The following is a 17,452-nucleotide window of genomic DNA, read 5'->3' on the forward strand; positions in this document are numbered from 1 at the left end:
CCGCTCCCGCCCCGCCAGCCACCATTTCGGGGGTTAACCCCTCAGTTGGTGGGTTGCCTAGCCGGATTCTCGCTAGGCAACCCACCAACTGAGGGGTTAACCCCTCAGATGGTTGGTGGCTGACCTCAGATGTCTAGTGGCCGGATTGGAGGGCGGTCCAGGTGGCGGGGCCGACCACTCCGTCGACTACCAGCTGCCTGGTGCGCTGGTAGTCGCGGGCGGCGGTATCGGTGACTGGGCCGAATTGGCCGTCGATGGCGACCGTGCGACCGAGGGCGGCCGTCAACGACCGCTGCAGCCGGCTGACCGCAGTGCCGGTCGAGCCGCTGCTAACAGTCGTCTTGTCGCCAGCGGCAAGCAATGCGGTCCAAGTAGCCGTTCCGACGACTCCGTCCGACGTGAGGCCAACTCTGGTCTGAAAAGCCTTCACTGCATCGGTAGTAGCCGCATCGAAGATCCCACTCGGCTCACTGACCCCACCGGCCAAGCACTGCGCCGCCTTGACCGCCGCACCCGTCGACCCTGCCTGCACCGTCGGGTAGCTGGTGAAGTCGAGGTTCGTCGCGCCACACGTCTGCGTCCCGCTGACGAACGACGTCGCCGCAGCCTGCCCCTTGCTCACGGCATCGGTCTGGCTCTCGATCGGCACCGACTTCACTCCGGGGAACAGGATGTACGTCACGACCGCACCCGACACCCCTCCGCTCGACGGGTTCGGGTTGATGCCGAGCTGCTGTGCGAGCTTGTACGACCCCTCGCCGATGATCCCCGTCGGACCCTGGTCGCCGACCACGGCGTACGCGACCTTGTCCTGGTAGACGACCGCGGCCACGGTCCCGCCGACGATCCCCGCTGACGAGTAGTTCCAGATCGTGCTCGACAACGGCACGACGATGAACGGCAGCCCGGCCGAGTTCAGCGGCTGGCCGTTCGACTGGTTCCACGAGGTGGCCGGCTGGAACGACGGATCGGTGTTCTCGTTGCACTGCGTGGTGCGCTGGCCGTCGCAGTCGACGTCGAAGTCGGCCGTCCAGTGCACGGCTCCACCGGTCTTGCAGACCGCGACGGTTCGCGAGCCGCCGGAGTCGTGCGCGTACTTCCCGTTCGACAGCTGGGTCTCACAGCCGGCTGTCTTGTCCTTCAACTGCTGGGCGGTCGGTCCGGCGAGGCTCTCCGCCTGAGCGGGTGCCGTGAAGCCGGTGACCAGGGTCGCGAGCACGGTGGTGGCGAGCACCAACCGGCGGACGGTCCGTTTCGTTGCATAGCGGGGCGGCTGCATCGGATCCTCCAGAGTTGAAGCCCGAAGACGAAACTTTCTGGCCCAGAGGGTACAGATGTTGGTTAGATATTGACAGAGGTCACCGATCTCGCCGGTGGATCTTCACCGCGAGGTCGTGCAGCATTGCCCGTTCGGCCGCCGTCAACGGCGCCAGCGTCGCCTTTTCAACCTCCCGTACTACGCTCCGCCCAGCCGCCAGCGCCTTGCGCCCACCGGCCGTCAACGTCACCCGGTAGCGCCGCCGATCGGCCGGGTCGCGATCCCGCGCCACCAGCCGCCGGTCGACCAGCTCGTCCATCAGCCGGACCATGTCGCTCGGGTCCATCCCCAGCGCCGTCGCGAGCGCGTTCTGCGCGACCGGGCCCTGGTCGTCGAGCTCGGCGAGCGCGGCGAACTGCCACAGCGTGAGGCCGGGCTTGTCGCCCAGCCGGTCGGCGATCGCCCGGCGGCTCGCCACCGCCACCTTGTGCAGCACGAAGGTGGTCGTTCCCAACAGCGTCTCCATCGGCATATTGTAGGCTTCGACCAATAGTTGGTACTCACCCACTAATCTTCGGAGAGTCGACGATGGATGCGCTCTACCCGCGGCTGCTGGTCCGCGACTTCCCTGCCAGCGTGGAGTTCTACCGCGGCGTGCTGGCGACGCTGTTCGGCGTGGAACCGGTCAAGGTGGTGCCCGAGGCGAGCTACGCGAACTGGGATCTCGACGGCCAGGCGGGCCTGGTGCTCTTCGGGCGCTCGATGATCGCCGGCACAGTCGGCACGGGCGAGTTGGCTGCCGAAGTACCGGCCCAGGACCGGTCGATGCTCGTCTTCAAGGTGGACGAGGTGGATGCGGCGGTGAAGGTCTTCACGCAATACGGCGGCACAGTGGTCGCCGAGGCCCAGGACCGCCCACGGTGGGGCCCCAACCTACGCACCGCCCACCTCCGCGACCCTGAAGGCAACCTACTGGAGCTGCAGTCTTACTGACCTCAGTTGCGTCCTTAGGAGCTGTGCTCCGAGGACTTGCCTTTGCCGCCTCCCCGGTCGTCGCCGGGCTCCGTGGTGCGGGTGGTTGAGCTAGGGGTCGTTGTCGGGTCATCCCGACGGCCGCCGTGGTCGTCGGGGGTGGTGGTCACGGCGGCAGGCTTGGGGTGGACGGTGGCGGGCGGCGGGAACCAGAGCGGGGCGGGCGACTGGCCGGGGGTGCCGGGGTCGAAGGCTGACCAGACTGCCGTAGTACCGGCGATTAGGCCGACTGCTGCGATGAGGCCGAGCACGCCGGTACCGACCCAGGCGAGGTAGCGGGTCGACCGTGCGGACTCCGTGGCGGGCCGCTGGCTCTGCAGGACTATCGGGCGGTGCTCTGGGTCCATACGTCGATAGTGGGCCTAGTAGGCGAGTCCAGACCATCGGACCTTGGTACTAGTACCTACTGCTCGGCCCGGCGCTGGCGCTGCGCCCAGAGCGCCGCCTGGGTGCGGTCGGTGACACCCAGCCGCTGGAAGATGTTGGTGAGGTGCGCTTTGACCGTGCGTTCGCTGATACCCATCCGGCGGGCGATCAGCTTGTTCGGCAGACCGTCGGCGACCATGTCGAGCACCTCCTGCTCCCGCCCGGTCAGCTTGAGCTCTGGCCCAGGACTGCGCCGGTTGGTCAGCAGTACGCGCGCAGCCTTCGGGTCCAGCGGCGAACCACCGGATACGACCTCCCGGATGCCGGCCAGGATCACCTCCGGCTCGCTGTGCTTCAGCAGATAGCCCTCGGCCCCGGCCTGCAGCGCATCGAGGATCCGTGTCTGATCACTGAAGGAGGTCAGCACCAGCACGTGCGCGGCCGGGTCCTGTGCCACGATGCGCGCAGTAGCGGTCACCCCGTCCGTCCCGGGCATCGACAGGTCCATGAGCACGACGTCCGGTTTCAACTCGGCCGCGAGCACCACCGCCTCGTCGCCATCGCCGGTAGCGCCGGCCAGCTCCAGGTCGTCGGTGGTACCGAGCAACTGCGCCAGCCCCGTCCGTACGATCGCGTGGTCATCGACGATGAGTACCCGGATCATCTGACCGGCACCTCGACTTCCACTCGCGTCCCCTGGCCTGGCGCGGCCCGTACGGTCAGCATGCCACCTGACTCAGCCAGTAGATCGCCGATCGACCGCAGCCCGAGGTGTCCGTCGCTGCTCCGCTCATCCAACCTGGCCTCGTCGAACCCACGTCCGTTGTCGTCAACCACAAGAGTCGCCTTGCCACTGACGCGCCCGGCCTGGATGAGCACCTCTTGCGCCCCACTGTGCGCAGCAACGTTCCGTACGATCTCTTGCGCCGCCCGGAACAACAGTGCTGCCACAGCAGGCGGCAGATCCTCCGCCCCTTCGGTCTCAAGCCGTACTGCGACCCCCGTGCGCTCCAGGCCCGCCGCAAGCTCAGCCAGAGCGGACGCGAGCCCCTCCTCGGCCAGGTTGGGCGGGTAGATGTCGACCAGAAGCGTGCGCAGTGAGCCGATACTGCCGCGCAACCTGGTCGCGCTGTCTGCGATCAGCTCCGCCCGCTGGCCCTCTGTCGGCTTGCCCAGCCGCATGGCATCCAGTGCGTAGTTGAGGCCGGTCAGCTCCTGCACTACCCCGTCGTGGAGCTCTCCGGCGATCCGCCGTCGCTCTGCGTCGGAGGCATCCACCGCATGCTGCAGTAGTCGCTCCCGGTCCCGCTGCTGCCGCTGCACCCGGCGCGCGAGCGACCAGGCGAAGGGGATCTGCACCAGCTCCAGCAGGAGCAACGCGCCCAATGAGGGCGGGGCGAACCGCTTCCATGCGGCCTGCCCGGCCTGGGTGACCGCTTGGTACTGGAAGTAGGCCTCGAAGAGCATCGGTTCGTCTCCAGGGCCGCGCACCCCGACGTACACCTCGAGCAGCTTCTTGTACGGGATCTCGAACTGGTTCTCCGGCCGACTGAGGTCGCTGACCTCGGACTCACTGCTGCCCTGGATCCGGAGCGCCTCGGTCTCGTCCGGGTCCAGCGGGAACGTCTGGCCGATCAGGCGTGGCTCATCGGAGTACACGATCTTCCCGTCGGCGCTCCACAGCTTCACCCGGACCAGTGAGCCCTGCAGTACGTAACGGCGCATGGCACTGTCGAACGCCTGGAGCGCTGCTGGTTGCCCAGCCACCACATTGGCGTCCAGCCGTGGCTCGACGACGCCACGGGCGGTCACATAGGTCACCTCACGAGCGGACTCGCTCGCCTGCTCGGTACCGGCCTGGCGCGCGATGTAGGCGATCAGCGCGGCCAGTGAGAGCAGCACGATCACCCCTGCCGCGGTGAAGCGCACCAGCAACCCGACCGTGGACACCGGCGCGCGCTCATCGACCATCCAGCGATCGTATGCGCGCCGCCCCCGCCACGGCAGCCCGACAAAAGTCCTAGTACCACCGCCCGCCCAGGTGTCAGACTCGCCGCGTGAACGCACAGCCGGACCTCGCCGAGACCTCTCGGATCGAGGCTTTCAGCGACGGCATCTTCGCCATCGCCATCACCCTGCTCGTCCTCGAGCTGCACATCCCCGACCTCGAGCCGGGTGAACGACTCTGGCCCGCGCTGGTCGACGAGTGGCCGCAGTTCGGCGCGTACCTGACCAGCTTCGCGATCCTCGGCATCATGTGGATCAACCACCACTCGATGTTCCGGCAGATCCAGCGCGCCGACCGCGGCCTGATGTTCCTCAACCTCGGCCTGCTGCTCTGGGCCGCCCTGCTGCCGTTCCCGACGAACCTCTTCGCCGAGTTCCTGCAAGACGAGGGCACCGACGCGCACGTCGCGGCCGCCGTCTACAGCACCAACCTCACCCTGGCCGCGATCTTCTTCAGCGCGATCTGGTGGCATGCCCTCCGCAACCACCTCGTCGACCACGAGATGACTCCCGCCGAACAACGCAGCTCCGTCCTGCGCTACTCCGTCGGCACCCTCCTCTACGCCGCCGCGATCGGCCTCTCCTTCATCTCGGCCCCGATCACCCTGCTCGTCCTGTTCCTACTCGCCGTCTACTACGGCTTCGAACAACTCCGCACCCGCGGCTGAGCGGCCAGGAAGGTGGCGGGAGAACTGCGTGATGGTGACTCCCGGAGCGATCTCCACCTCGGCATCGGCGCTGTAGCCGCGGGAGAGGTACAGGTTGACCGCGGGCGCGTTCGCCGTGCCGGTTGAGACGAGGCTGACCGGGCGCGGCTCGAGCGAATCGAGCTGATCCAGCAATGCCCGCCCGTGCCCGCGCCGAGCGTGCGCCGGATCGACGACCAGCCGGCTGATCTCGACCGTCTCCGGATCCGGCAGCTCATAGGCGACCGCGGCGGCCAGCTCGCCATCATCGGAGTAACGCCCAAGCCAGTGCTCCGACGAAGCCATCAACCCGGCCAGATCCTCCTGCAACGGAGGTATCCCGTCGAACCCGATCAGCGCAGCCTCCACCGCATAGGCCAGCCGCTGCACCACCAGCACCCGCTCAGCAGTAGCCACATCCGTCAGGTCCAGAACACGAATCACCCGGCCACGCTATCCGCCTACGCCTCAGGCTGCGCGCCAATATCCGAGTGCTTTCACACGGTCCTTCGGGAGGGACAGTTCCTTCAGCAGGTACGTCGTGAGCGTGCGCGTCGTCTTCGTGTCGCAGGCGACCCACACGAACGTGCTCGCCGGATCGTCGATCAACCCGGGCAGACTCGCCTTCACCTCGGCGACCAGCTGGTCGCCCTTGCGCGGTACCGTCCGCAGCTCGTGGTGCGAAGGATCGATCCGCAGCGGCAGCTCAGCGTCGGAGTCGTGCGTCGTCTCGAAGAAGATGGTCGCCGGCAGCTTCGGCGCCACCGCGAGCAGCGAGTTGATGGCCGGCAGCGACGCCGGGTCGCCGATCACCAGCAGCCGCGGCGGCAGCGGATCCGGTACGGCGAAGTCCGTCCCCTGCAGCGTCGCCTCGATCGTGTCACCCGCCTTCGCGGACAGCGACCAGTCGCTCGCGATCCCTTCATGCAGCGCGAACTCCATGCTGAAGGTCCCCGCCACGACATCAGGATCGACCAGCGTGTACGCCCGCTGATGCGGCTTGCCCGCGTGCTCGAACCACAGCCGCACCCACATCGTCGGGTGCACCCCGACCGCCCCGAGCAGCCCGCCGTCGGTGAAGTGCACCCGGCGGTAGCGCTCGGTGACCTGTTCGGCACCCGTCACCGTGAATACGAAGTCCTTGCCCCGGAACAGCTTGAGGACGACACCCTCCCAGCCATGCCCCACAACGCACGTCCCTTCCGATCCAGCGAGAATAAGGCGGTTGCAGCCGAACAATCTGACTTGTAAGTTAGCGCAGCCTAACCTAACTAACGCGAGGATGACGAGTGAACGCCAAGGTCGACCGGGACACCTGGGGTGTACCGCACTTGAGAGCCGGCGACCCGCTCGCACTCGCCTACCTCCAGGGCCGTAACGCCGCCACCGACCGGGCCTGGCAGCTCGAGCTCGAACACCGCCGCGCACTCGGCACCAGCGCCGCATTCCTCGGCCCCGAAGCGCTCAGCTGGGACACCTTCGCCCGCCAGGCTCGCCTCGCCGACACCGCCCAGCGCTGCTGGGAGAACCTCGACGACGACACTCGCGAGTGGGTCTCGGCCTACGTCGACGGCGTCAACCACAGCCTGCCCGGCGCCGCCCTGCGCGCACCCGAGTTCGCCCAGACCGGCCTCACCCCGCAGCAGTGGCAACCGTGGGCGCCGCTCGCGATCTGGATGGCGATCCACATCCTGTTCGCCGGCTTCCCCACCAAGCTCTGGCGCGAGCACGTCGCCGGCCACCTCGGCGACGACTACCTCGACCTCTTCAACGCCGAAGGCCCGGACACCGCCGGCAGCAACGGCTGGCTGATCCCCGGCCACCGGACAGCAGCCGGTACGCCGATCATCGCCGGCGACCCCCATCGCTACATCGAGAGCCCCGGCGTCTATCAGCAGATCCGGCTCGCCTGCCCCGAGTACGACGTCATCGGCCTCGCGGTCCCCGGCATCCCCGGCCTTGCCCACTTCGGCCACACCGGCAGCGTCGCCTGGGCGATAACCAACGCAATGTCCGACTACCAGGACCTGTACTCCGAACAGCTCCGCCGCACCACGGCCGGCAGCACCGCCGTGGAGGCGCTCGGCCCCGACGGCTGGCAGCCCGCCACCCGGCACACCGAGCAGGTCGAGATCGCCGGCGCCGACCCCGTCGAGATCGAGCTGATCGAAACCGCCCGCGGTCCGGTCATCATCGGCGGCCCGGACCAGTCGCAGGCGATCAGCTTGCGCTACCCACCACGAGTCACTCACCGAATCGGCTTCGAGGTCCTTCCCAAGTTGGTCAAGGCAACCACCGTCGGCGACATCGACGCGGCCGTCGACCGCTGGGTCGAGCCGGTCAACGTCCTGATGGCAGCCGACACCGCAGGCGGCCTGCTGCACCGCACGGCAGGCCTTGTCCCGATTCGGCACGACGACAATCGCCTGCGCGTAGTACCGGCCTGGAAAGCGGAGCATCAGTGGCAGGGCTGGCACGAGTCGATGCCCCGGGCCACGGTTGACGACGCGGTGGCGATGGCCAACACCCGCCATCTCGCCGAGCCGCTCGGCGTCGACTACGCCGCTCCGCACCGCTACAACAGAATCACCGACCTACTCCACGAGCGGGCCGACTGGACCGTCGAGACGATGCCACTCATCCACCGGGACACCCTCCTGGGCTCAGCCGATTCGCTGCTCGATCTCCTCAAGGACCACCAAGACTTGTCGCCCGAGGCAACCACTCTGCGCGAGCGCCTCCTCGCCTGGGACCAGCGGATGGACGCCGCCAGCACCGAAGCCTCCAGCTACGCCGCCCTCCGCAAGGCACTGGTACGCCGCCTCGCCGAGCACCCGACCCTCGCCGTCCTCGATCAGGACGTGGACGTCCCCGAGGTGTTCGTCCCCTATCTCGACACGACCGCCCACACCTACTTCGCGCTGGAAAGCCTGATCGCGGCCAAGCTCCCCGACGTCAACGTCAACTGGCTGGCCCGCGAAGCCCTCGAAGAGGTCGCCCACCAAAAGCCGCGCGGCCCGTGGGGTGAGACCCATCAGTTGGCTCCCTTGCACGCACTGCGGGGACCGGTCTTCGCCAAGGGAGAAGAGCACTACGAATTCGCACTGTCCGGCGACCACCACTGCGTGATGTCCACCTCGAGCCTGCCTGGCCTGACCGACGTCTGCATCCGCGCCTCCGCCGCCCGCTACGCCTGGGACGTCGCCGACCGCGACAACAGCGCGTGGATCGTCCCGCTCGGCGCTTCCGGCGTACTCGGCGACGCGCACCACCACGACCAGCTCCCACTGTGGCTCCGCGGCGACCTCGCGCCCGTCAACGGCGCCCTGACTGCCGAGGACCAAACCTTCGAGCACCAAGTCGACGGCTTCGGCCTGGTACGGATCCGCCCGGTGGTGCCCACGGAAGACCTGGACCTCATCCACGCATGGGTCACCGCCGACCGCGCCTCCTTCTGGGGCATGACCGGCCAGACGCCCGAGGAAGTCCTTGCCACGTACGAGTTCCTCGACTCCGTCCCCACCCATCACGCCTACGTGGCCGAACTCGCCGGCACCCCGGTCGCCCTCTTCCACACCTACGACCCGCAAGCCGATCCAGTCGGAACGGCGTACCAGGTCGAGCTCGGCGACCTCGGCCTGCACTTCCTCATCGCCCCCGGCGAGAGCCGCCCCGACTTCACCGGCAACCTCTTCGTTGCCCTAGGCACCTTCATCTTCCAGCACCACGGCCACCCCCGCGTCGTCGCCGACCCCGACGCCGCCAACACCCCGGCCATCACCCGGATGACCCGCACCGGCTTCACCCTCGGCCCCATCACCACCTACACCCAACACGACGGCACCCCCAAAACCACCCAACTGGCCTTCCTCACCCGCACAGCTTTCCTGGGCGGCTGAGCCCGGCTCAAGCGGCCAGGTCACACAACCGCAGTCAGTGCGCCGGCCTCGCATGTCATCGAAATGTCATCGCCGCCCCGGATCGTAGGCGTCATGAACGGTCACCCAGCGCAAACGCCGCCCCAGACCGTCGCGCACGCCACCTTTGGGGGTCCATTCTCATGACTGTCACCTTGCTGAACCGCCCGACGGGCTTCCGCCAGGTCCCGGCCCAGGACGGGGTCGCCACCCTCCTGGCCGCCGCCCAGGACTCGGTACTCGCGATGAGCAACCTGTCTCCCACCGGACCGGCCTTCGGTCCACGGGACGTCCGCCCGGGCATCCGTTACCGCGCGATCTATCCCGACACCGCCCGTACCGCGCCGACGCGGTGCCGGCACCTCGGCGCGATGTCCCTGGCGGGCGTGGCCGTCCGTACCGTGCCGATGGTGCCGATGAACGCGCTGGTCATCGACAACTCGATCGCGGTCCTCCCGGCCGACACGACCAACGGCAGCGTCGCAGTACTGCGACTGAGCAGCGTGGTGACGACCGCTGCCGAGCTGTTCGAGCGGGTCTGGCCTGACGCCGTACCGCTGGCCGACTGCGACGCCCCGGTCGGCACCGGGTTGTCCGGACGCGAGAAGGAGATGCTGCGGCTACTGGCGCTCGGCGCCACCGACGAGTTCGCCGCCGCCCAACTCGGCATCTCGGTCCGGACGGTACGCCGGATGGTCGCGCAACTCATGAACCGCCTCGGCGCCCGCAGCCGCTTCCAGGCCGGCGTAAAAGCAGCCGACCGCGGCTGGCTCCTGGACCAGGCAAGCTGACTCAGCCATCAGCCGCAGCCCGAAGAATGTCAGCGGCCGCGGTCTGGACGGCTGGGTCTTCGTGGTCGAAGGTGGCGAGCTCCTGCAGCTGATGGAGGAACCACTCACGGGCTTCAGGGCTGGAGTTGAGCCAGCTGGTGATGAGGGTCAGGAAGGCTGCGTCGCGGTTGAAGCGGGAGCTGCCGGCCTTGATGACGGCTGTGCCGGTGCCTGCGAAGGCGAGGCTCAGGACGTGGACTGGGGTTTCGGCTTTGTCCGTGTTGCCCTCCAGGGCGAGGAAGCCGACGACTCGGGTCTCGATCATCGCCCAGTGGAGGAGGCGTACCGCAACGCGTGCGACGCCGTGGATCGGGCCGGTCTCGGCCGGCTCGGCGGCGTACGGGTGGTTCGGGGTCAGCTCGGGGAGGTTGAGCTGGTAGCCGAGGGCGGTGGTGTGGGTCAGTGCCCAGGCGCGGCGGTCCGGGCCGAAGTCGGCCATCCAGAGGAGGCCGGCTTCGGCGAGGTGTTCGCGGCGGCGTTTGGTCCGCGCAAGAGCGGCGCCGAAGAACGGCGCGGTGTTGTTGTCCCAGACGTCCGCGATCCGGTTGACGAGGTGTCCGTCGAAGGTCTCAGGGTTCGCGGAGGTGGCAGCGATCTCAGCTAGTGAGCGATCGAGGATGAGACCCCACGTCACCAGCGCCGAGACCATGCCGAAGGCTAACCCCGCCCAGGGGTCGCTGGGGTCAGACCTGGACTTTGTCTTCTTTGGCGTGGTGGTCCCGAGTGGGCTGGCGGCGGTCCGCCGGTGGATGATCTACGGTGCGTGGTGCTGGGCAGACTGGGCCGCGGGGGATGGGGCCGCCGCCTAGCCTCCTGCTCTTCCACTGCTTCTCTTCGTAGTCGTAGTAGGTGTCAACGCCTCCGACAGTCATAGGTGTCCTCCCGGTCGTCCCCCCGGTCACGGCTCCTGCTGGCCTCTTCTACAGTCCGTCACCACAGAGCCGAATACAAGCGATTCTCGAACTACCCACGAAATTCGGACAAAGTCTCAGGTTTGTCCAGACTTTTCCAACGAGCAAAGGCGTTACGGGCGTATTTCGTCAACACTTTCTTGACGGAGAAATCTTTCAGCCTGCGAAGATGGCAACGCTCTCACCCGAGATTTGAACACCGTCCGTGACGATGGCAGCCGTCCCGAAAGACATCACCTCGTACGCCGGTAAGCCCTCCACCGGCACCACCGCCTCCTCGGCCGACAGGTTCACCACCACCCGCACGGCCCCGCGCCGAACCACCAGCCACGAATCCCCCGACGAGATCCCCACCGACGCCAGCCGATCGTCTCGCAGGTCCTCGCTGGAAGCCCGGAACGCCAGCAACTCCCGGTACCACCCCAGCAGCTCAGAATGCGGCGACTGATCGGCCTCGCTCCACGAGAGCACCGAGCGACGCCAGGTCTCCGGATCCTGCGGGTCCGGGATCTCCTCCGCGTCCCACCCGAACGCCGCGAACTCCTGCCGCCGCCCGACCCGCACGGCGTCGGCCAGCGCAGGCTCCGTGTGATCGGTGAAGTACAGGAAAGGCGTCGACGCGCCCCACTCCTCACCCATGAAAAGCATCGGCGTGTACGGCGAAGTGATCACCAAGGCAGCCCCGATCGCCAACTGCCCCGGCGTCAGCGCCGGCCGATCGCCCAGCGCCCGGTTGCCGACCTGGTCGTGGTTCGACGAGTAGGCGAGGAACTCCCCTCCCCGATGCTTGGAGGGATCCACCGGCCGCCCCCAGTCCTTGCCCCGAAAGGTCGAGTACGACCCGTCGTGGAAGAACACCTGGGTCAGCGTCTTGGCAAAAGCCCCCGGCTCGGCGAAGTCCTCGTAGTAGCCGGTCTTCTCCCCGGTCAGCAGCACATGCAACGCGTGGTGGAAGTCGTCACTCCACTGCGCCGTCATCCCCATCCCACCGTCGCTCACCGGCTCGACCGTGCGCGGATCGTTGAGATCCGACTCCGCCACCAGCCCCAACGGCCGCCCCAACTCGACCGACAACGCAGCAGTCTCCAAAGACAACTGCTGCAGCAGGTGCTGAGGACTGTCGTCGACGAACGCATGGACCGCATCCAGCCGCAGCGCATCGAGATGGAACTCCCGGTACCACCGCAGCGCGTTGTCGCAGATCCACCGGCGTACCTCGGAACTTCCCACGTCATCAAGATTCACCGCCGGCCCCCACGGCGTCGTGTGCTTGGACGTGAAGTACGGCCCGAAGGACCCCAGGTAGTTCCCACTCGGCCCAAGATGGTTGTAGACAACGTCCAGGCACACCGCCAGCCCGGCCGCATGACACCGATCCACAAACCGCTGCAACTCACCGGGCCCGCCGTACGGCTCATGCACCGCATACAGGTCTACGCCGTCGTACCCCCACCCATGCCGCCCAGGGAACGCAGCGACCGGCATCAGCGAGACGACCTCAACCCCCAACGCCACAAGGTGATCCAGCCGCCCAGCAGCCGCCTCCAGCGTCCCCTCCGGCGTGAACGTCCCCAGGTGCAACTCATAGAACACAGCACCCCGTACGTCCCGCCCGCCCCAACCAGCGTCGCTCCACTCGAACAGCGACGAGTCGAAGACCTGGCTGGGCCCATGCACGCCAGACGGCTGCCAAGCACTCCGCGGATCAGGCATCGGCTCACCACCGTCGACTGAGAACGCATAAGGCGTCCCATGCCCGGCAGAGGCTACCGACAGCTCCCACCACCCTCCGTCAGCCCGCCGCATCTCCAAAGAGTCTTCAAGAACCAAAGAAACAGTAGAAGCAGAAGGCGCCCAGACAGTGAAGGTGTGCAAGCCATCAGCTCCTGACAAGTAGTGCCACCGGTAGTTCTTCCAGCAGCTCGTGAATGCGAGCCGATCCACTACCCACTGCGCGGCCGGTCAACACGTCCTGCCAGTTCCCTTCCGGCAGTACGACCGTGCTGTCTCCCCAGCCGCCCAACCGATGCAGGGCCACCGGCAGCCGGGTAGCGATCGTCACCACCGACTCACCCCGGCAGTAGGCGACCGCGTGCCCGCTGGAGGTGGGAAGCGGTTTGTAGCTACCGGCGAACGCCTCGGGGTGCTGGCGGCGTAGTCGCAGGGCCTTCGTTGTGACCAGGAGTTTCTCTTGCGACAGGTCGTGAGGACGCGCACCGGCGTCAAGGCGCGCAAGACGCTCTACGCGCGCCGAGTAGTCCACCGGCCGCCGGTTGTCCGGGTCGACCAGCGAGAGGTCAACCAGCTCCGTGCCCTGGTACACGTCAGGCACGCCCGGCATGGTCAGCTGCACCAGCTTCTGCCCGAGCGTCGCCGCCCGCACATACTCCGACTGCCCGGCAGCGAAGTGCCCAACAGCCTTCAGCACACTGGAGTCTCCCAGCACCCCCGTGATGAAGGCCGCAACCGAGGACTCGTACTCCGCGTCCGACGACGTCCAGCTCGTATGCCGCTTCGCCTCCCGCACAGCCTTCAACACGTAAGCCTGCAAGCGTTCCTCGGCGATCGGACCGTCATCCCAGGTCCCGAACAACGTCTGCCAGACCAGGTACTCCGTACTCCCGTCCAGCCCCGAATCGCGATACGGCTCCGACAACGTCCGCCACGAGCGCACCGCCTCCGTCCAGGCCGCCGGCTGCTCGGACAGCACCCCCAACCGCGCCCGGACGTCCTCGGACCGCTTGGTGTCGTGTGTGGACAGCGTCGTCATCGTCCGTGGCCAGCGATCGTTCAGCCGGGCCGCGAAAGCATGGAACTCCTCGGGCGACACCCCGAAGTGCGACGGATCCCCGCCGACCTCGTTCAGCGACGTCAGCCGGAACCACCGGTAGAACGCGGTGTCCTCGATCCCCTTGGCCATCACCGGCCCACAAGTCTGCTGGAACCGCACGATCAGCTCATAGCGAGCATGCTCATCGATACGACTCGCAGTGCCGGCCTCACGCCCCAGCAGCAGGTCCCGCACCAGCTCCAGAGTCTCCTGCTGGTCCTCATCCAAGTTGCGCCGAGCCAACTCGGTCGCATGCTCCATGGCGTGGACAGCAGTCTGATCAGGCTGCTCACCCGGTACTACGTAAGCCCGGTACCGATCGAAGTTGACCAGCAGCTCGACAACCACCGCATGGAACGCGCGACGAGTGTGGTCGCGCAGCCGCACGTCGTCCTGGCAGATGCGCGCCAGCAACTCCACGAGCCGGTGCACCTCGGCGTACTGGCCGTGCTTCACCACCTCGCGCTTCGCCTGCTCCACTACCTGAGCGAAGTCGGCAGGCTCGCCGGTGAGCTCCGAGTGGAAGGCCGAGAGCGGTGCTGCTCCAGCAGGGTCGACGAAGAGCCCGCCGACCCGCAGTAGTGCGTCGTAGCCGGTAGTGCCCGCGCAGGGCCAGTCCCCTGGCAGCTCTTCCGACCCCTCGAGGATCTTCTCGACTACTACCCAGGCGCCGCCCGTACGCTCGGCCAGCCGGCGCAAGTAGCCACGCGGGTCGGCCAGGCCGTCCGGGTGGTCGATACGGAAGCCGGTGAGCTTGCCCTCGTGCAGTAGCGAGAACAGCAGCTCGTGGGTGGCCTCGAAGACCTCCTGGTTCTCCACCCGGATGGCAGCCAGGGTGTCCACGTCGAAGAAGCGCCGGTAGTTCAGCTCCTCGTCGGCGACCTTCCAGTGCGCCAGCCGGTACCACTGCTCGGTCACCAGCTCGGCGATCGGCAGGTTCTCGGTCCCTGGGCGCAGGGGGTACTCGTGGTCGTAGTACCGGAGGACATCGCCGTCCACGGACAGCTCACCGTCGGCGAGCACCTTGCCGATCCGCTGCCCGAGCACTGCCATCAGGAGCGGCTGGTTGCCCGACCCCCAGTCGACGTCGAACCACTCGGCGTAAGGCGAGCCCGGCCCATCCCGTAGTACCGACCACAGCGCAGCGTTGAGCCGCGCAGGAGTCGGCACAGCCACATGATTCGGTACTACGTCCGCGATCGCCCCCATGCGATGGTCGGCCAGCCGATCGGCGAGCCGGTCGAAGGCAGGCCGCCCACCGGCCGGCTCGGACAACCTGCTGTGGTCCACGACGTCGTACCCGTGGGCGGAGCCGGGCGCTGCCTGCAGGATCGGGGACAGGTAGATGTGCGAGATCCCGAGGCCGTGCAGGTACGGGACGACCTCGGCCGCGGCGTCGAAGCCGAAGTCCGCACGGATCTGCACTCGATAGGTAGCCTGCGGGACCGCACTCACTGCGCTGCCTGCCGCGGCCTCGTCAGGACGAGCATGCCGTGGTCCTCGATCCGGACGGTGGTCCCGGCAGCGTGCTCCAGCTCCTGCGCACGCCCCGTCGGTCTGACGGTGTCCACGACCACCGACCAGGCCTCGCCGTACTCCTTGGCAGGCAGCAGGAAGTCCTCGGCCTCGTAGTTGCTGTTCAGCAGGATCAGGAACGAGTCGTCGACCACCGGTTCGCCGCGGGGGTCCGGCTCCGAGATCGCGTCGCCGTTGAGGAACACCGCCACCGCACGGGCGTCGTCGCGGCTCCAGTCGGCGTCCTGCATCTCCTGGCCCTCGGGGGTGAACCAGACCAGGTCGCCCAGCCCGTCGACCCCTTGGTCGCCGTGGAAGAACCGGCGGCGCCGGAACACCGGGTGCTCGTTGCGCAACCGGACCAGCTGACCGGTGAACTCCAGCAGGTCCTGCTGCTCCTCGTCGAGGTCCCAGTTCACCCAGGCGAGCTCGTTGTCCTGGCAGTAGACGTTGTTGTTGCCCGACTGGGTCCGGCCCTGCTCGTCGCCGTGCGCCAGCATCGGCACACCCTGCGAGATCAGCAGCGTGGCCAGGAAGTTGCGCTGCTGCTTGGCCCGCAACTGCCGGATCGCCGGGTCGTCGGTCTCACCCTCGACACCGCAGTTCCAGGACCGGTTGTGGCTCTCGCCGTCGTTGCCGCCCTCGCCGTTGGCCTCGTTGTGCTTCTCGTTGTACGAGACCAGGTCGCGCAGCGTGAAGCCGTCGTGCGCGGTGATGAAGTTGATGCTCGCCAGCGGCCGGCGGCTGTCGTCGCGGTACAGGTCGGACGAGCCGGTCAGCCGGGACCCGAACTCGGCCAGGGTGTACTTCTCCCCACGCCAGAAGTCCCGCACGGTGTCGCGGTACTTCCCGTTCCACTCGGTCCACAGCGGCGGGAAGTTGCCCACCTGGTAGCCGCCGTCGCCGACGTCCCACGGCTCGGCGATCAGCTTGACCTGGCTGACCACCGGGTCCTGCTGGACCAGGTCGAAGAAGGCCGACAGCCGGTCCACTTCGTGGAACTGACGGGCCAGCGTCGACGCGAGGTCGAACCGGAAGCCGTCCACGTGCATCTCGGTGACCCAGTAGCGCAGCGAGTCCATGATGAGTTGCAGCACGTGCGGGTGCCGCATCAGCAGGCTGTTCCCGGTACCGGTGGTGTCGTAGTAGTGCGACTTGTCCGAGTCCACCAACCGGTAGTACGCGGCGTTGTCGATGCCCTTGAAGGACAGCGTCGGGCCGAACTCGTTGCCTTCGGCGGTGTGGTTGTAGACGACGTCGAGGATCACCTCGATGTCGGCCTCATGCAGCGCCTGCACCATCGTCTTGAACTCGGTCACCTGCTGGCCGCGGCCGCCGAGCGACGAGTACGCGTTGTGCGGGGCGAAGAAGCCGATCGTGTTGTAGCCCCAGTAGTTCGACAGGTTCCGCTCCTGCAGATGCCCGTCCTGGGCGAACTGGTGCACCGGCATCAGCTCGATCGCGGTCACCCCGAGCTCCTTGAGGTGCTCGATGATCGCCGGGTGGCCGATCGCGGCGTACGTGCCGCGGATCTCCTCCGGCAGCCCCGGGTGGGTCTTGGTCAGGCCCTTGACGTGCGCCTCGTAGATCACCGTCTCGTGGTAGGCGTGCCCCGGCGGCCGGTCGTTGCCCCAGTCGAAGAACGGGTTGGTGACCACCGACAGCATGGTGTGACCGCGGTTGTCCATCGTGTTCAGCTCGTCGGGCTTGGCGAACCGGTAACTGAACAGCGACTCGTCGGTGTCCACCTGCCCGTCGATGGCCTTCGCGTACGGGTCCAGCAGCAGCTTCGACGGGTTGCACCGGTGCCCGTTGCTCGGCTCGTACGGTCCGTGCACGCGGTACCCGTACCGCTGGCCGGGCTGCACCGCGGGCAGGTAGGCGTGCCAGACGAACCCGTCCACCTCGGTGAGCTGGACCAGCTGCTCCGACCCGTCGTCGCCGATCAGTGCCAGGTCAACTTGCTGAGCAACCTCCGAGAACAGCGCGAAATTCGTACCGGAACCGTCGTAGGTGGCTCCGAGGGGATAAGGACGACCAGGCCATTTCTGCACCCGATGACGGTACCCACCTCTACCCCCAACTGCGGAACCGTGGTGC

15 protein-coding genes are annotated in these 17,452 nt (G+C 67.4%); 4 read left to right on the forward strand and 11 right to left on the reverse strand.

Features of this window, described 5'->3' with window-relative positions; genetic code table 11:
- Nucleotides 1-133: 133 nt before the first annotated feature.
- Together ABD768_RS23490 and ABD768_RS23495 are read right to left on the reverse strand one after the other, a co-directional pair.
- Nucleotides 134-1,279 carry a peptidoglycan-binding protein gene (locus tag ABD768_RS23490; RefSeq protein ID WP_344844048.1) on the reverse strand — a complete coding sequence of 382 codons (1,146 nt, stop codon included), beginning with the start codon at nt 1,277-1,279 and terminating at the stop codon, nt 134-136.
- A gap of 79 nt (nt 1,280-1,358) precedes the next feature.
- The gene (locus tag ABD768_RS23495) at nt 1,359-1,784 is read right to left on the reverse strand and encodes a MarR family winged helix-turn-helix transcriptional regulator (RefSeq protein ID WP_344844051.1); all 426 of its coding nucleotides are present in this window, start codon (nt 1,782-1,784) and stop codon (nt 1,359-1,361) included.
- 62 nt (nt 1,785-1,846) lie between these two features.
- Between ABD768_RS23495 and ABD768_RS23500 the strand changes: the two genes are divergently transcribed.
- Nucleotides 1,847-2,251 (forward strand): VOC family protein, encoded by a 405-nt coding sequence (locus ABD768_RS23500; RefSeq protein WP_344844054.1) that lies wholly within the window; start codon nt 1,847-1,849, stop codon nt 2,249-2,251.
- Nucleotides 2,252-2,265: 14 nt separating this feature from the next.
- Here the strand turns inward: ABD768_RS23500 and ABD768_RS23505 are convergent, their stop codons facing one another.
- The 3 genes from ABD768_RS23505 to ABD768_RS23515 are packed head-to-tail and all read right to left on the reverse strand — an operon-like array spanning nt 2,266 to nt 4,627.
- A complete protein-coding gene (locus ABD768_RS23505; RefSeq protein ID WP_344844057.1) occupies nt 2,266-2,637 on the reverse strand; it encodes a hypothetical protein in 372 nt (123 codons plus the stop codon).
- A 56-nt stretch (nt 2,638-2,693) separates the two neighbouring features.
- On the reverse strand, nt 2,694-3,320 hold the full coding sequence (locus tag ABD768_RS23510; RefSeq protein WP_343970481.1) for a response regulator: 627 nt from the start codon (nt 3,318-3,320) through the stop codon (nt 2,694-2,696).
- Nucleotides 3,317-4,627 (reverse strand): sensor histidine kinase, encoded by a 1,311-nt coding sequence (locus ABD768_RS23515; protein WP_343970484.1) that lies wholly within the window; start codon nt 4,625-4,627, stop codon nt 3,317-3,319. Before ABD768_RS23515 ends, ABD768_RS23510 begins: the two co-directional genes overlap by 4 nt.
- An 86-nt stretch (nt 4,628-4,713) precedes the next feature.
- Here ABD768_RS23515 and ABD768_RS23520 point away from each other — a divergent pair, with 86 nt between their 5' ends.
- Nucleotides 4,714-5,331, forward strand: a complete 618-nt coding sequence (locus tag ABD768_RS23520; RefSeq protein ID WP_344844061.1) for a TMEM175 family protein — start codon at nt 4,714-4,716, stop codon at nt 5,329-5,331.
- On the opposite strand, the gene ABD768_RS23525 is transcribed toward ABD768_RS23520, so the two are convergent.
- Nucleotides 5,284-5,793 carry a GNAT family N-acetyltransferase gene (locus tag ABD768_RS23525; RefSeq protein ID WP_344844064.1) on the reverse strand — a complete coding sequence of 170 codons (510 nt, stop codon included), beginning with the start codon at nt 5,791-5,793 and terminating at the stop codon, nt 5,284-5,286. The genes ABD768_RS23520 and ABD768_RS23525 overlap by 48 nt on opposite strands.
- 24 nt (nt 5,794-5,817) lie before the next feature.
- Nucleotides 5,818-6,537 carry a siderophore-interacting protein gene (locus ABD768_RS23530; RefSeq protein ID WP_344844067.1) on the reverse strand — a complete coding sequence of 240 codons (720 nt, stop codon included), beginning with the start codon at nt 6,535-6,537 and terminating at the stop codon, nt 5,818-5,820.
- Between the two features lie 101 nt (nt 6,538-6,638).
- Between ABD768_RS23530 and ABD768_RS23535 the strand changes: the two genes are divergently transcribed.
- Nucleotides 6,639-9,248, forward strand: coding sequence for a GNAT family N-acetyltransferase (locus ABD768_RS23535; protein ID WP_344844069.1), 2,610 nt, complete (start codon nt 6,639-6,641; stop codon nt 9,246-9,248).
- Between the two features lie 161 nt (nt 9,249-9,409).
- Nucleotides 9,410-10,057 carry a helix-turn-helix transcriptional regulator gene (locus ABD768_RS23540; RefSeq protein WP_344844071.1) on the forward strand — a complete coding sequence of 216 codons (648 nt, stop codon included), beginning with the start codon at nt 9,410-9,412 and terminating at the stop codon, nt 10,055-10,057.
- A gap of 1 nt (nt 10,058) precedes the next feature.
- Here ABD768_RS23540 and ABD768_RS23545 read toward each other — a convergent pair whose 3' ends face one another.
- From ABD768_RS23545 to glgX, 4 genes are all read right to left on the reverse strand, one after another.
- Nucleotides 10,059-10,745, reverse strand: coding sequence for a hypothetical protein (locus tag ABD768_RS23545; RefSeq protein WP_344844073.1), 687 nt, complete (start codon nt 10,743-10,745; stop codon nt 10,059-10,061).
- Between the two features lie 418 nt (nt 10,746-11,163).
- Nucleotides 11,164-12,900, reverse strand: coding sequence for a malto-oligosyltrehalose trehalohydrolase (gene treZ, locus ABD768_RS23550; protein ID WP_343970506.1), 1,737 nt, complete (start codon nt 12,898-12,900; stop codon nt 11,164-11,166).
- Complete coding sequence (treY, locus tag ABD768_RS23555; RefSeq protein ID WP_344844076.1) at nt 12,887-15,292, reverse strand: malto-oligosyltrehalose synthase; 2,406 nt, start codon at nt 15,290-15,292, stop codon at nt 12,887-12,889. Before treY ends, treZ begins: the two co-directional genes overlap by 14 nt.
- A complete protein-coding gene (gene glgX / locus ABD768_RS23560) occupies nt 15,289-17,406 on the reverse strand; it encodes a glycogen debranching protein GlgX (protein WP_343970512.1) in 2,118 nt (705 codons plus the stop codon). Before glgX ends, treY begins: the two co-directional genes overlap by 4 nt.
- Nucleotides 17,407-17,452: the final 46 nt, after the last annotated feature.

The organism is Kribbella ginsengisoli, from assembly GCF_039537185.1.
In the GTDB taxonomy this organism is placed as follows: Bacteria; Actinomycetota; Actinomycetes; order Propionibacteriales; family Kribbellaceae; genus Kribbella; species Kribbella koreensis.